The sequence below is a fragment of the Streptomyces sp. AcH 505 genome (genome assembly GCF_000818175.1).
Lineage (GTDB): Bacteria > Actinomycetota > Actinomycetes > Streptomycetales > Streptomycetaceae > Streptomyces.
On the sequence record NZ_JTIY01000001.1, the window covers coordinates 4774706 to 4788274 of the forward strand.

Genomic DNA, 13569 nt, shown 5'->3' on the forward strand with positions numbered 1-13569 from the left:
CCGGCTGCCAGGTCGTCGTCGTACCGTCCGTCGCGCCCATCGCACCCGCGGAAGGGCGCACGATCGTCGGATCGCTGGAAGAAGTCGATCTGGTATTCCTGCGCGGACTGATGACGCCCAGGCGCTGATCCGCACTGCGCGTCTCTGCATTTTGCATTCAGAAACTCATCGCATTGGCCCGTGTATTTTCCGTGACATTGCGGGGCCGCTATTCACTGCGGACTCGGCACGGAGTGAGTGACGTTTATCACGCGCCATGCCGTCGACAGCTGGGACAAGACCCTGCCTCGGGTGGTGCGGAGGGGGTTTCGCTGTGCCCATGTGTCCCGATTGGTGAACCGGTGTACGAAACATGACGGCACCAGGAAATGGCACCCCGGTCGGTAGTGATCACTTAGCGTTTACGCCGCCGTTCGCACCCGGTCCTGCATTCCCCGCACCGCCGACTAATCTCGTGCCGAGTACTTCGCCGCATCACCGACGTGTCCCGACGGTCCACCAAGTCGCCGTGAACACGGGACCGATCACCCTGTATCCCGGCCCGAACGCGCAGCCCCGAACGGGTGGCACGGCGGAGTCTCCTTCACACCGCTGTATCCCAGTGCCGCATGAGGAGTACGTCCAGGATGAACCGCAAGACCTTGGTGTTGACGGCCGTTGCCGGTCTGCTCGCGCCCGTGCTGGCCGGTTGCGGTGGTGCGGAGGGCGGTTCGGGCGGTGACGCCGCCATTGTCGTGGGCACCACGGACCAGGTCGTCGCCACGAAGGAAGTGCCGGCTCCGCTGGATCCCGCCTCCACGTACGACACTTCGACGTGGAACGTCATTCGGCAGACCCTGCAGACCTTGATGGCCGTGCCGCGCGGCGGTGGTGTGCCGGTGCCCGAGGCCGCCTCCAAGTGCGCCTTCACCGACAACGAGGACGAGAGTTACCGCTGCACGCTGCGCGAGGGCCTCACCTTCAGCAACGGTGACCCGGTCACGGCCGACGATGTGAAGTTCTCCATCGAGCGCGTCGTCGACATCAACGACCCCAACGGCGCCGCCGGTCTGCTGAACAACATCGACGCCATCGACACCAACGGCGACCTTGAGGTGATCTTCCACCTCAAGACGTCCGACGCGACCTTCCCCTACAAGCTCGCGACCCCCATCGCCGGTGTCGTCAACCCCAAGCAGTACGAGGCCAAGAAGGTCCGCAAGGGCTTCGACGTCGACGGCTCGGGCCCGTACACGCTCAAGGCCGAGGTCAAGAACGACAAGGTCACGAAGATCGTGTTCACCAAGAACCCCAAGTACAAGGGTGCTCTGAAGGTGAACAACAACAAGGTGGAGCGGATCACGTTCGACGATCCCGACGCCATGGGCAAGGCGCTCGACAAGGGTGACATCGGGGTCATGCTCCGCACCATGTCGCCCGAGCAGATCAAGACGATGACCGAGCACCCCAGGGACGACATCGACCTGACGGAGATGCCGGGTCTGGAGATCCGCTACCTGGCCTTCGACACCTCGGCCCCCTCGGTGAAGAACAAGGCGGTCCGGCAGGCGATCGCGTACAGCGTCGACCGCAACAAGCTCGTCAACGACGTGTACGGCACGACGGCCGAGTCGCTCTACTCGCTGATCCCCTCGGGCATCAGCGGCCACACCAACTCCTTCTTCAACCAGTACGGCGACCCGTCGCTGTCCAAGGCGCAGACCGTGCTGCGGAACGCGGGCATCAAGACCCCGGTCGAGTTCACGCTGAACTACACGACCGACCACTACGGTCCCGCCACGAAGAAGGAATTCCAGACCCTGCAGAGCCAGCTCAACGCGACCGGGCTCTTCAAGGTCCAGATCAAGGGCACCGAGTGGTCGGCCTTCCGCCCGGCCGAAGTCGCCCGCAAGTACGAGGTCTTCGGGATGGGCTGGTTCCCCGACTTCCCGGACCCGGACAACTACGTCGCGCCGTTCCTCGACAAGGGCAACTTCCTCAACAGCCCCTACGTCAGCGCCGAGACGCAGAACCTGCTCATACCGGAGTCCCGCAAGGAAGCCAACCGCGCCGACGCTTCGGACACCTTCGGCCGGATCCAGGACATCGTCGCCCGGGACGTGCCGGTCCTGCCGCTCTGGCAGGGCAAGCAGTACGTGGCGTCGCGCGACGACATCACGGGCGTCGAATGGGCCGTCAACTCCGCGGCCGAGGTGAACCTCTGGGAGCTGGGCCGGGGCAGCTCCTGACCCCTGGGCACCGCCACAGCGGACCGAAGGGCCGGCCACGAGAGTGCGACGCACTCACGAGGCCGGCCCTTCGGCATGTGCCCTCCGTGTCCTCCGCGCCCCCCGGCGGCCGGGGGAGACCGGTCACTGGGCGCCGGGGCGCACCAGACCGCTCTCGTACGCGTACACCGCCGCCTGCACCCGGTCGCGCAGGCTCAGCTTCGTGAGCACATGACCCACATGCGTCTTGACCGTCGTCTCGCTCACGAACAGGTCAGCCGCGATCTCCGCGTTCGACAGGCCGCGCGCGACCAGCTTGAGCACCTCGACCTCGCGCTCCGTCAGGGTGTGCAGCGTGTCGGGGACCGGATCCTCGCCGGACGGCAGATGGTCCGCGTACTTGTCGAGCAGCCGGCGCGTGATGCTCGGCGCCAGCATCGCCTCGCCGGCGGCGACCACCCGGATCGCCTGCACCAGCTCGTTGGCGGGCGCGTCCTTCAGCAGGAAGCCGCTCGCCCCGGCGCGCAGCGCCTCCACCACGTACTCGTCCAGGTCGAAGGTGGTCAGCACGAGCACCTTCGCCGGGCCGTCCCGGCCGGGGCCCGTGATCTGGCGGGTCGCCTCGACGCCGTCCATCCGGGGCATCCGGATGTCCATCAGCACCACGTCGGGCTGCAACGCCCGGACCTGGTCGATGGCCTGGAGGCCGTCCCCGGCCTCGCCGACGACCGCGATGTCCTGCTCCGCCTCCAGGATCATCCGGAAGCCGGTGCGCAGCAGCGGCTGGTCATCGACCAGTAGGACGCGGACAGTCACAGGGAACTCCCATTCACTAGACCGGCCCCATTCTGCCCTGACCGCCCCGCCGGGGCTCCGTCGGGCGCGCGGCCGCTATGCCGTCTCCCGCACGGTTTCCTGCTCCGGTACGGCGGCGGCCCCCGGCACCGTGAGGGGATAAACCGGCGGTGTGCCGCCGAATTCCGGACAGAGCGCCTGATGGTCGCACCAGCCGCACAGCTTCGTCGGCCGCGGCCGCCAGTCACCCGACTCCGTGGCGGCCTGGATCGCCTCCCACAGGGCCAGCAGCTTGCGCTCCACCCGCTCCAGGTCCGCCACTTCGGGGTCGTACGTCATGACCTCGCCGCTGCCCAGGTACACCAGCTGGAGCCGGCGCGGCACCACGCCCTTCAGCCGCCAGATCACCAGGGCGTAGAACTTCATCTGGAACAGCGCCCCTTCCGCGTACTCGGGGCGGGGCGCCTTGCCCGTCTTGTAGTCGACGATCCGCACCTCGCCGGTCGGCGCCACATCGACCCGGTCGATCACCCCGCGCAGCCGCAGCCCCGACGCCAGCTCCGTCTCGACGAACAGCTCACGCTCGGCCGGTTCCAGCCGGGTCGGGTCCTCCAGCGAGAACCACCGCTCCACCAGCCGCTCGGCCTCCGCCAGCCAGCCGGTCAGCCGCTCACCCTCCGCGTCCTCGGCGAACAGCTCGGCCAGCTCGGGCCGCGACTCCAGCAGCCGGTCCCACTGGCCCGGCACCATCGCCCGCGCCCGCGGCGCCGTGCGCTCCGCCGCCGGGTCGTCGAACAGCCGCTCAAGCACCGCGTGCACCAGCGTGCCGCGGGTGGCCGCCTCACTGGGCTTCTGGGGCAGCTTGTCGATGACCCGGAAGCGGTACAGCAAGGGGCACTGCATGAAGTCGCTCGCACGCGACGGCGACAGCGACGAGGGCGGCGTGCTGGTAGTCATGACGCAGACCCTAAGGCCCCGCACTGACAGCAGGGTCCCTGTCCGCCGGAGAGCACCCCGCCGAATACCATCGACTACAGAGCCTCTCGCACTGCATGATCGAGATAGCGACGCTGCCGCCGACGAAGGGGACCCGTGAAAGAGGACGACGAGAGCGGCGAGAGCAGCCGGCCGGAGCCCGGCCCCGGGGGCAGGCCCCCCGGCCGGAAGCCGCCGAGGCCCGCGGATCCCGGCGGTGGGATCCTCATGGGCCGGCCCTTCGGCGTGCCCGTCTACGTCGCCCCCAGCTGGTTCCTGGTGGCCGCGCTGATCACCTGGGTCTTCGGCGGCCAGATCGACCGGATCCTGCCAGGTCTCGGCGGTGCCCGCTATCTCGTCTCGCTCTTCTTCGCCGTCGCCTTCTACGCCTCCGTACTCGTCCACGAGCTGGCCCACACCGTGGCGGCGCTGCGCTTCAAGCTTCCCGTGCGACGCATCCAGCTCCAGTTCTTCGGCGGCGTCTCGGAGATCGAGAAGGAGTCCGACACCCCGGGCCGTGAGTTCGTCCTCGCCTTCGTCGGACCGCTGCTCTCGCTCGTCCTCGCCGGGGTCTTCTACCTCGGCATGCTGACCGTGGACGCCGACACCGTCCCCGGCGTCCTGCTCGCGGGACTGATGGTCTCCAACCTGATCGTGGCCGTCTTCAACCTGCTGCCGGGACTGCCGCTCGACGGCGGCCGGATGCTGCGCGCCGTCGTCTGGAAGATCACCGGAAAGCCGATGAGCGGCACCGTGGCCGCCGCCTGGGTCGGCCGGGCGCTGGCCGTCGTCGTACTCGTCGGCCTCATCGGGCTGCCGCTGTTCACGCACGGCGGCAGCTTCAGCAGCGCGGCGGGGGACATCGGCGGTTTCGAAACGGTCACCGACGCCCTGATCGCCGCGATCCTCGCCGCGATCATCTGGACCGGCGCCGGCAACAGCCTGCGGATGGCCCGGCTGCGCGAGCACCTGCCGGAACTCCAGGCGCGCACGCTGACCAGACGCGCCGTCCCCGTCGAACCGCAGACCCCGCTCTCCGAGGCGCTGCGCCGGGCCAACGAGGCCGGGGCGCGCGCCCTCGTGGTCGTCGACGGACAGGGCGACCCGACGGGCCTGGTACGCGAGGCGGCGATCGTCGGCGTCCCCCAGCACCGCCGTCCCTGGGTGGCCGTCAGCGGTCTCTCGCAGGACCTCACCGACGACATGCGGGTCCCCGCCGAACTGGCGGGGGAGGCGCTGCTCGACCGGCTGCGGGCGGCCCCCGCCACCGAGTACCTGGTCGTCGAGGAGACCGGCGAGATCTACGGCGTCCTGTCCACGGCGGACGTGGAGCGCGCCTTCGTCGCCGCGATGGCCCGGCCCGAGCCGCACTGACCGGCGTCAGGGGACCCCGCACAAAGCCGCTAGTGTGGTCGCATGTCCGAACCGACCGGTGCCGCCCGCCGACGTGGGCCCTTCAAGGTCGGGGACCAGGTTCAGCTCACCGACCCCAAGGGACGCCACTACACCTTCACGCTCGAAGCCGGGAAGAACTTCCACACCCATAAAGGGTCCTTCCCGCACGACGAGCTGATCGGTGCTCCCGAGGGCAGTGTTGTCCGTACCACGGGAAACGTCGCCTACCTCGCGCTGCGCCCCCTGCTCCCCGACTACGTCCTGTCCATGCCCCGCGGCGCCGCCGTGGTCTACCCCAAGGACGCGGGCCAGATCCTGGCCTTCGCCGACATCTTCCCCGGCGCGCGCGTCGTCGAGGCCGGGGTGGGTTCCGGGTCGCTCAGCAGCTTCCTGCTGCGCGTCATCGGTGACGAGGGCATGCTGCACTCCTACGAGCGCCGCCAGGACTTCGCCGACATCGCCCAGCAGAACGTGGAACGCTACTTCGGCGAACCGCACCCCGCCTGGACCCTGACCGTCGGCGACCTCCAGGACAACCTGTCCGACACGGACGTGGACCGGGTCGTCCTGGACATGCTCGCACCCTGGGAGTGCATCGAGGCCGTCTCCAAGGCACTCGTGCCCGGCGGCATCCTCTGCGCGTACGTCGCGACGACGACCCAGCTCGCCCGCACCGTCGAGACGATCAGGGAGTTCGGCACGTTCAACGAGCCGGCCGCCTGGGAGTCGATGATCCGCAACTGGCACGTCGAAGGCCTCGCCGTGCGCCCCGACCACCGGATGATCGGCCACACCGGCTTCCTGGTCACCGCGCGCCGCCTCGCCGACGGCGTGGAGCCCCCGCTGCGCCGCCGCCGGCCGTCCAAGGGCTCGTACGGCGACGACTACGAAGGACCGGGCAGCAGCAACTCCCACTAGAGCCAGGCCGACCGGCCCTGTCCGGCCGAACGCCGCACCGCCGCCGCCGAGTTCCCGAGCAGCCCACGGAACTCGGCGGCGGCGCCGTTTTGTTGGCCGTAAGGACCGCCGAAGTTCCGTACCCCGCTGTTCCGCGCCGCTGTGACGTGTGGCACGATGCTGTCTCCCTCACACCGTTGGTTTCTTCTCCAGCACGGCCCTTCTCAGGAGACACTCCGCGTGCAGATCTCCGACGCTGCGGACCTCGCTCACACCAGGCCCGCCCCCATGCACTGGCTCGCCACGGCGACCGCGATGGCCGGTGTCGTGGCCGTCGCGGGACTCCTCCAGCCGGGCCCGGCCACCGCGTCGCAGGCGGCTCACCAGGGACAGGGACAGGTACGCGCGCAGAGCGCGCCGAACCACCAGGCACTGCCGGCCCCCGACCCGGCCGCCGCCCACTTCCCGCTGGAATGTGGCGCCGCCGGGACGGTCGTCACGAAAAAGGCATCCGGCGATCTGGACGGTGACGGCTCCCCGGAGACCGTGGCCGTCGTGCGCTGCGACTCCGGCTCCGGCACCCCGCCGAGCGGGGTCTACGTACTGACCAAGGGCACGGCGGCCACGCCCCGCATAGTGGCGACCCTGCTGGACCCGAAGGCGAAGCAGAGCGTCGGCACCGGCTTCGCGATAACCGGCGGCGCCGTTCTGGCCACCCTGCTGGGCTACTCGGACCCGAGCGTCCCGAGCTGCTGCCCCGACATCCAGGAGCGGGTCTCCTGGAAGTGGCGCGGCGGCGCGTTCGTCCGCAGCGAACAGCCCACCGCCAAGAGCGTCTGACGGCGGGCCGCGCCCCGGCTCAGACCGCGTCCGGGCCGTACACCTCGACGCTGTCCGAAACCCGCCGGACGTGGATGCAGTCGCCCGGACACTCCTTGGCCGAGTCCACCACGTCACGCAGCAGCGGCAGCGGCACCCGGGTGGTGGCACCGGGGGCCTGCAACAGCTCGTCCTCCGGGCTCTTCACATAGGCCAGGCCGTCGATGTCGAGCTCGAAGACCTCGGGCGCGTACTGGGCACAGATCCCGTCACCGGTGCACAGATCCTGGTCGATCCACACCTCCAGCGGATCCTGGGTCTCAGTGACACCTTCGGTGGGAGCCTCCTGCTGCACGATCATGTCTCCTGCCGTTTGCCGCTCCGGGTGGTGCAATATGGGGTAAGTCGCGCCAGCCCTGACGGGTGTTGAACACTTCGACGATACAACCGGCGGCTTTCCGATGTTGTTCGGTGGGTATTCCCCTCACGTGAGGGCGAGCGCAAGGGTGAAGATCGGACACACCCCGACAGTCTTTGTGATCTAGGGGTTTCAATCATCACCGGCCCAGGTAGGGTCAGGAAGCGTCCAGCTCCCCTTGGAGGAGGTGAGGACCGTGGCAGCACACGACGACGACATCAACCGCGGCACCCGGCCCGGTCGGGGGTCTGAAGACCCCGCCGGCCAGGTTGCCTATCTCGAGCAGGAAATCGCCGTCCTGCGACGCAAGCTCGCCGACTCTCCGCGGCACACGAGGATTCTCGAAGAGCGGATCGTCGAGCTGCAGACCAATCTGGCGGGTGTGTCCGCGCAGAACGAGCGGCTCGCCAACACGCTGCGTGAGGCCCGCGACCAGATCGTGGCCCTCAAGGAAGAGGTCGACAGGCTGGCACAGCCGCCGGCCGGTTTCGGCGTCTTCCTGCAGGCGAACGAGGACGGTACGGCCGACATCTTCACCGGGGGCCGCAAGCTCCGGGTGAACGTCAGCCCCAGCGTGGAGCTCGAAGAGCTCAGGCGTGGCCAGGAGGTCATGCTCAACGAGGCGACCAACGTGGTCGAGGCCATGACGTTCGAGCGGGCCGGCGACATCGTCACCCTCAAGGAGATCCTTGAGGACGGCGAGCGCGCCCTGGTCGTCGGGCACACCGACGAGGAACGGGTGGTGCGGCTGGCTGAACCGCTGCTGGACATCACCATCCGGCCCGGCGACGCCCTGCTGCTCGAACCGCGCTCCGGTTACGTCTACGAGGTCATCCCCAAGAGCGAGGTCGAAGAACTCGTCCTCGAAGAGGTCCCGGACGTCGACTACGACAAGATCGGCGGTCTGGGCGGCCAGATCGAGATGATCCGCGACGCGGTCGAGCTTCCGTACCTCTACCCCGACCTCTTCAAGGAGCACGAACTGCGGCCGCCGAAGGGCATCCTGCTCTACGGCCCTCCTGGCTGCGGCAAGACGCTCATCGCCAAGGCCGTGGCGAACTCGCTCGCCAAGAAGGTCGCCGAGGTGACAGGGCGGCCCGCCGGCAAGAGTTACTTCCTCAATATCAAGGGTCCGGAGCTCCTCAACAAGTACGTGGGCGAGACCGAGCGGCACATCCGCCTGGTCTTCCAGCGCGCCCGTGAGAAGGCCAGCGAGGGCACCCCCGTCATCGTCTTCTTCGACGAGATGGAATCCCTCTTCCGCACCCGTGGATCCGGTGTCAGCTCGGACGTGGAGAACACCATCGTCCCCCAGCTGCTCGCCGAGATCGACGGTGTGGAGGGCCTGGAGAACGTCATCGTGATCGGCGCCTCCAACCGTGAGGACATGATCGACCCGGCGATCCTGCGCCCCGGCCGGCTCGATGTGAAGATCAAGATCGAGCGTCCCGACGCCGAGGCGGCCAAGGACATCTTCGCCAAGTACCTGCGCTCCTCGCTGCCCCTGCACACGGACGACCTGTCCGAGCACAGGGACTCCCGTGAGGACGCGGTCCAGGGCATGATCCAGACCGTCGTCGAGCGGATGTACACGGAGTCCGAGGAGAACCGCTTCCTCGAGGTCACGTACGCCAACGGCGACAAGGAAGTCCTCTATTTCAAGGACTTCAACTCCGGCGCCATGATTCAGAACATCGTGGACCGGGCCAAGAAAATGGCCATCAAGGACTTCCTCGACCAGAACCAGAAAGGTCTCAGGGTCTCCCACCTCCTCCAGGCTTGCGTGGACGAGTTCAAGGAGAACGAGGACCTGCCGAACACCACCAACCCCGACGACTGGGCCCGCATCTCCGGAAAGAAGGGCGAGCGGATCGTGTTCATCCGTACGCTCGTCACCGGAAAACAGGGCGCGGACACCGGACGCTCCATCGACACGGTGGCGAACACCGGTCAGTACCTGTAAAACGCACACCGGCTGCGGATGTCCGGAAGGACATCCGCAGCCGCTGCTTTTCCCGTACCTTCCACCACACCAGGCCAATGACGGAAATGATCTCCCCACAAGCGCCATGGCGTTCTAGGCTCGTCGGTACCGCCGGGTCGCGCAGTGCGGGGAAGGGCACCGCACACGCACCGGAGCGACAGCGGTACTTGAGCACCTTTCCCGAAGGGGAGCGGTGCCGGGCAAGGAGGGCCGCATGACTGTACGGCGAGTAATGGGCATCGAGACGGAGTACGGCATCTCCGTTCCGGGTCACCCGAACGCCAATGCCATGCTCACCTCGTCCCAGATCGTGAACGCCTACGCGGCGGCGATGATGCGGGCCCGGCGCGCCCGGTGGGATTTCGAGGAGGAGAACCCGCTGCGGGACGCGCGGGGCTTCGACCTCGCCCGTGAGACGGCGGACTCCAGCCAGCTGACCGACGAGGACATCGGCCTGGCCAACGTGATTCTCACGAACGGCGCGAGGCTCTACGTCGACCACGCCCATCCGGAGTACAGCTCACCGGAGATCACCAACCCGCGCGACGCGGTCCTGTGGGACAAGGCAGGCGAGCGCGTCATGGCCGAGGCGGCGGAGCGGGCGGCGCAGATCCCCGGCGCCCAGCCGATCCACCTGTACAAGAACAACACCGACAACAAGGGCGCCTCCTACGGCACGCACGAGAACTACCTCATGCGCCGGGAGACCCCGTTCTCGGACATCGTGCGCCATCTGACGCCGTTCTTCGTCTCCCGGCAGGTCGTCACGGGCGCCGGCCGGGTCGGCATCGGCCAGGACGGCCACGAGCACGGCTTCCAGATCAGCCAGCGCGCCGACTATTTCGAGGTCGAGGTCGGCCTGGAGACCACCCTCAAACGGCCCATCATCAACACCCGCGACGAACCGCACTCGGACGCGGAGAAGTACCGCAGGCTGCACGTCATCATCGGTGACGCGAACCTGTCGGAGATCTCCACCTACCTCAAGCTCGGTACGACCTCGCTGGTCCTCGCCATGATCGAGGACGGCTTCATCAACGTCGACCTGGCCGTCGACCAGCCGGTCCGCACCCTGCACCAGGTCTCCCACGACCCGACGCTCAAGCAGCTCGTCACACTGCGCAGCGGACGCACCCTGACCGCCGTACAGCTCCAGATGGAGTACTACGAGCTGGCCAGAAAATATGTCGAGGAGCGGTACGGCTCCGACGCCGACGAACAGACCCAGGATGTGCTCGGCCGCTGGGAGGACACGCTCAACCGGCTGGAGAACGATCCGATGAGCCTGTCGGGCGAGCTGGACTGGATCACCAAGCGGGAAATACTGGAGGGATACCGCCGCAGGGACGGTCTCGACTGGGACGCGGCCCGGCTGCACCTGGTGGACCTCCAGTACGCCGACGTACGCCCCGAGAAGGGTCTCTACAACCGTCTGGTGGCCCGCGGCAAGATGACCAGGCTGCTGGACGACCAGGACGTGGAGCGGGCCAGGACGAAGCCTCCGGAGGACACCAGGGCCTACTTCCGCGGCCGCTGTCTTGAGCAGTACGCGGAGGACGTGGCCGCCGCCTCCTGGGACTCGGTCATCTTCGACCTGCCGGGCCGCGACTCGTTGCAGCGCGTGCCCACGCTGGAACCGCTGCGCGGTACACGTAACCACGTCAAAGAGCTGCTCGACCGGTGCCGTACGGCGGAAGACCTGGTCCGGGTGCTGTCCGGCGGCTGAAATGGTCCCCGGACGGGAATCATGAGGGTGGGCCCCGGACGTTGTACGAAAGTGCGGGGCCGATGTCGGACCCTGCTTGTAGGGTCTGATCTTGAAGGTCACATCGAGCGGGGCGAACCGAGCGGGGTGAGGATATGGCGACCAAGGACACCGGCGGCGGACAGCAGAAGGCGACGCGTTCCACGGAGGACGTCGAGGAGCAGGCGCAGGACGCGCAGGGCTCCGAGGACCTCAAGGAACGTCAGGAGAAGCTGTCGGACGACGTGGACTCCGTTCTCGACGAAATCGACGATGTGCTCGAAGAGAACGCCGAGGACTTCGTGCGTTCGTTCGTGCAAAAGGGCGGGCAGTAACCTGCGTCGCCGCCCCGGCGCCATCGGCGAAAGCCGGTCGCACCGGGGCGGATGACCCGCTGCGGCGCGGGTAAGGTCCGTGCACAGTGCGAAAGATCGGCCCGGCCCCAGCGGCGGGCCGCAGCCAATCCGGAAGGAAACGTGTGGAAGCCAATCCTCGGAGCACCGGGCGTCTGCCGGCGGCCTTCCTGACGCCCGGCTCGTCCTCGTTCATGGATTTCCTGTCGGACCAGTCGCCGGACATGCTCCCCGGCAAGCGTTCGCTGCCGCCGTTGCAGGGTGCCGTCGAGGCACCGCACGGCACGACGATCGTCGCCGTGACGTTCCCCGGCGGTGTGGTGCTGGCCGGTGACCGGCGGGCCACCATGGGCAACATGATCGCCCAGCGCGACATCGAGAAGGTCTTCCCCGCCGACGAGTTCTCGGCGGTGGGCATCGCCGGCACCGCGGGGCTCGCCGTGGAGATGGTGAAGCTCTTCCAGCTGGAGCTTGAGCACTTCGAGAAGGTGGAAGGCGCCACGCTCTCCCTGGAGGGCAAGGCCAACCGGCTCTCCACGATGATCCGTTCCAACCTGGCCATGGCCATGCAGGGCCTGGCCGTCGTGCCGCTCTTCGCCGGGTACGACGTGGACCGCGAGAAGGGCCGCATCTTCTCGTACGACGTGACGGGCGGCCGCTCCGAGGAGAATGGTTACGCCTCGACAGGCTCCGGTTCGATCTTCGCCCGTGGTGCGATGAAGAAGCTCTACCACGACGAGCTGACCGAGCAGGAGGCCACGACACTGGTCATCCAGGCGCTCTACGACGCCGCCGACGACGACTCGGCGACGGGCGGCCCCGACGTGGCCCGCCGGATCTACCCGATCGTCACCGTGATCACGGAGGACGGCTTCCGCCGGCTGGACGACACGGAGTCCGCCGAGATCGCCCGGACGATCCTGGAGCGCCGGCTGCAGCAGCCGGACGGCCCGCGGGCCGCGCTGCTCTGACGTCCCCTCTCCCGAACACATCTGCCACTGACTGAAAGGGACGGATAGCCGGTGTCGACGCCGTTCTATGTCTCACCCCAGCAGGCCATGGCCGACCGGGCGGAATACGCCCGGAAGGGCATCGCCCGCGGTCGCAGCCTGGTTGTGCTGCAGTACGCCGACGGCATCGTGTTCGTCGGCGAGAACCCGTCCCGAGCCCTGCACAAGTTCAGCGAGATCTACGACCGGATCGGCTTCGCCGCCGCCGGCAAGTACAACGAGTACGAGAACCTGCGGATCGGCGGTGTGCGCTACGCGGATCTGCGCGGATACACCTACGACCGCGACGATGTGACGGCCCGTGGCCTCGCCAACGTGTACGCGCAGACGCTGGGCACCATCTTCTCCAGCGCCGGCGAGAAGCCGTACGAGGTCGAGCTGGTCGTCGCCGAGGTGGGCGCCACACCGGACGGCGACCAGATCTACCGGCTGCCGCACGACGGATCGATCGTGGACGAGCACGGCTCGGTCGCGGTCGGCGGCAGCTCCGAGCAGATCAGCACCTATCTGGACCAGCGCCACCGCGAGGCGATGACGCTCGCCGAGGCGCTCAGCCTCGCCGTACAGGCGCTGTCGCGCGACACCAACGGCGGAGAGCGTGAGATCCCCGCCGAGCGGCTCGAAGTGGCGGTCCTGGACCGCACGCGACCGCAGAAGCGCAAGTTCAAGCGGATCGTCGGCCGTCAGCTCTCCCGGCTGCTGGAGGCGGACGGCGCCGCTTCGACCCCGACCGACGCCCCGTCGGACGACGAGGACAGCTCGGGCACGGACGGGACGGCAGGACCGAAGTCGATTCAGGATGTCGAAAAGAAGCAGGACAGCTCCGACGAGTGACGTGGGCTCCGCCGCGCGGAGCCCTGTGCCCCGGTCCGCCCCGTGCGGACCGGGGCACAGCCGTACCCGGCGCCGACAGTGCGTCAGACGCCCGGCGGGGGCGCTGTCGAGCCCCTGACGACCAGCGTGACCGGCAGC

Annotated in this window: 13 protein-coding genes and 1 pseudogene; 10 read left to right on the forward strand and 4 right to left on the reverse strand. The window is 68.1% G+C overall.

Going from position 1 to position 13569, the window contains the following annotated elements; genetic code table 11:
• Positions 1-128 (forward strand): annotated as a pseudogene (locus tag HY68_RS45385) (HAD family phosphatase); the annotation flags it as partial.
• A 498-nt stretch (positions 129-626) separates the two neighbouring features.
• On the forward strand, positions 627-2228 hold the full coding sequence (locus HY68_RS21825; protein ID WP_041991368.1) for an ABC transporter substrate-binding protein: 1602 nt from the start codon (positions 627-629) through the stop codon (positions 2226-2228).
• A 123-nt stretch (positions 2229-2351) separates the two neighbouring features.
• Here the strand turns inward: HY68_RS21825 and HY68_RS21830 are convergent, their stop codons facing one another.
• Together HY68_RS21830 and HY68_RS21835 are read right to left on the reverse strand one after the other, a co-directional pair.
• A complete protein-coding gene (locus tag HY68_RS21830) occupies positions 2352-3023 on the reverse strand; it encodes a response regulator transcription factor (RefSeq protein ID WP_041991370.1) in 672 nt (223 codons plus the stop codon).
• A gap of 75 nt (positions 3024-3098) precedes the next feature.
• Positions 3099-3959, reverse strand: coding sequence for a PD-(D/E)XK nuclease family protein (locus HY68_RS21835; protein ID WP_063779668.1), 861 nt, complete (start codon positions 3957-3959; stop codon positions 3099-3101).
• A gap of 135 nt (positions 3960-4094) precedes the next feature.
• On the opposite strand from HY68_RS21835, the gene HY68_RS21840 reads away from it, so the two are divergent.
• Both HY68_RS21840 and HY68_RS21845 read left to right on the forward strand, forming a co-directional pair.
• Positions 4095-5351 carry a site-2 protease family protein gene (locus HY68_RS21840; protein WP_041991372.1) on the forward strand — a complete coding sequence of 419 codons (1257 nt, stop codon included), beginning with the start codon at positions 4095-4097 and terminating at the stop codon, positions 5349-5351.
• A 42-nt stretch (positions 5352-5393) separates the two neighbouring features.
• Positions 5394-6290, forward strand: a complete 897-nt coding sequence (locus tag HY68_RS21845; RefSeq protein WP_041991374.1) for a tRNA (adenine-N1)-methyltransferase — start codon at positions 5394-5396, stop codon at positions 6288-6290.
• Here the strand turns inward: HY68_RS21845 and HY68_RS42855 are convergent.
• Positions 6287-6445 (reverse strand): hypothetical protein, encoded by a 159-nt coding sequence (locus HY68_RS42855; protein ID WP_157874377.1) that lies wholly within the window; start codon positions 6443-6445, stop codon positions 6287-6289. The genes HY68_RS21845 and HY68_RS42855 overlap by 4 nt on opposite strands.
• Positions 6446-6557: 112 nt before the next feature.
• Here HY68_RS42855 and HY68_RS21850 point away from each other — a divergent pair, with 112 nt between their 5' ends.
• Positions 6558-7109: a hypothetical protein gene (locus HY68_RS21850; RefSeq protein ID WP_107070207.1), complete on the forward strand. Its 552-nt coding sequence runs from the start codon at positions 6558-6560 to the stop codon at positions 7107-7109.
• A gap of 19 nt (positions 7110-7128) precedes the next feature.
• Here HY68_RS21850 and HY68_RS21855 read toward each other — a convergent pair whose 3' ends face one another.
• On the reverse strand, positions 7129-7449 hold the full coding sequence (locus tag HY68_RS21855) for a ferredoxin (RefSeq protein WP_041991379.1): 321 nt from the start codon (positions 7447-7449) through the stop codon (positions 7129-7131).
• Between the two features lie 253 nt (positions 7450-7702).
• On the opposite strand from HY68_RS21855, the gene arc reads away from it, so the two are divergent.
• From arc to prcA, 5 genes are all read left to right on the forward strand, one after another.
• Positions 7703-9469 carry a proteasome ATPase gene (gene arc, locus HY68_RS21860; protein WP_041996798.1) on the forward strand — a complete coding sequence of 589 codons (1767 nt, stop codon included), beginning with the start codon at positions 7703-7705 and terminating at the stop codon, positions 9467-9469.
• Between the two features lie 235 nt (positions 9470-9704).
• Positions 9705-11216 carry a depupylase/deamidase Dop gene (dop, locus tag HY68_RS21865; RefSeq protein ID WP_078863715.1) on the forward strand — a complete coding sequence of 504 codons (1512 nt, stop codon included), beginning with the start codon at positions 9705-9707 and terminating at the stop codon, positions 11214-11216.
• A 134-nt stretch (positions 11217-11350) separates the two neighbouring features.
• Entirely contained in the window at positions 11351-11569 is a 219-nt protein-coding gene (locus HY68_RS21870) for a ubiquitin-like protein Pup (protein WP_041991383.1), read from the forward strand.
• Between the two features lie 143 nt (positions 11570-11712).
• On the forward strand, positions 11713-12558 hold the full coding sequence (gene prcB, locus HY68_RS21875) for a proteasome subunit beta (protein WP_041991384.1): 846 nt from the start codon (positions 11713-11715) through the stop codon (positions 12556-12558).
• Positions 12559-12609: 51 nt separating this feature from the next.
• Positions 12610-13431 carry a proteasome subunit alpha gene (prcA, locus tag HY68_RS21880; protein WP_041991387.1) on the forward strand — a complete coding sequence of 274 codons (822 nt, stop codon included), beginning with the start codon at positions 12610-12612 and terminating at the stop codon, positions 13429-13431.
• Positions 13432-13569 lie beyond the last annotated feature (138 nt).

Bases quoted from the DNA above. Each gene is read 5' to 3' on its own strand.
- HY68_RS21825 (WP_041991368.1), top strand. From the start codon at position 627: ATGAACCGCAAGACCTTGGTGTTGACGGCCGTTGCCGGTCTGCTCGCG.
- HY68_RS21850 (WP_107070207.1), top strand. From the start codon at position 6,558: ATGCACTGGCTCGCCACGGCGACCGCGATGGCCGGTGTCGTGGCCGTC.
- HY68_RS21870 (WP_041991383.1), top strand. From the start codon at position 11,351: ATGGCGACCAAGGACACCGGCGGCGGACAGCAGAAGGCGACGCGTTCC.
- HY68_RS21855 (WP_041991379.1), bottom strand. From the start codon at position 7,449: ATGATCGTGCAGCAGGAGGCTCCCACCGAAGGTGTCACTGAGACCCAG.
- dop (WP_078863715.1), top strand. From the start codon at position 9,705: ATGACTGTACGGCGAGTAATGGGCATCGAGACGGAGTACGGCATCTCC.
- HY68_RS21845 (WP_041991374.1), top strand. From the start codon at position 5,394: ATGTCCGAACCGACCGGTGCCGCCCGCCGACGTGGGCCCTTCAAGGTC.
- HY68_RS21835 (WP_063779668.1), bottom strand. From the start codon at position 3,959: ATGACTACCAGCACGCCGCCCTCGTCGCTGTCGCCGTCGCGTGCGAGC.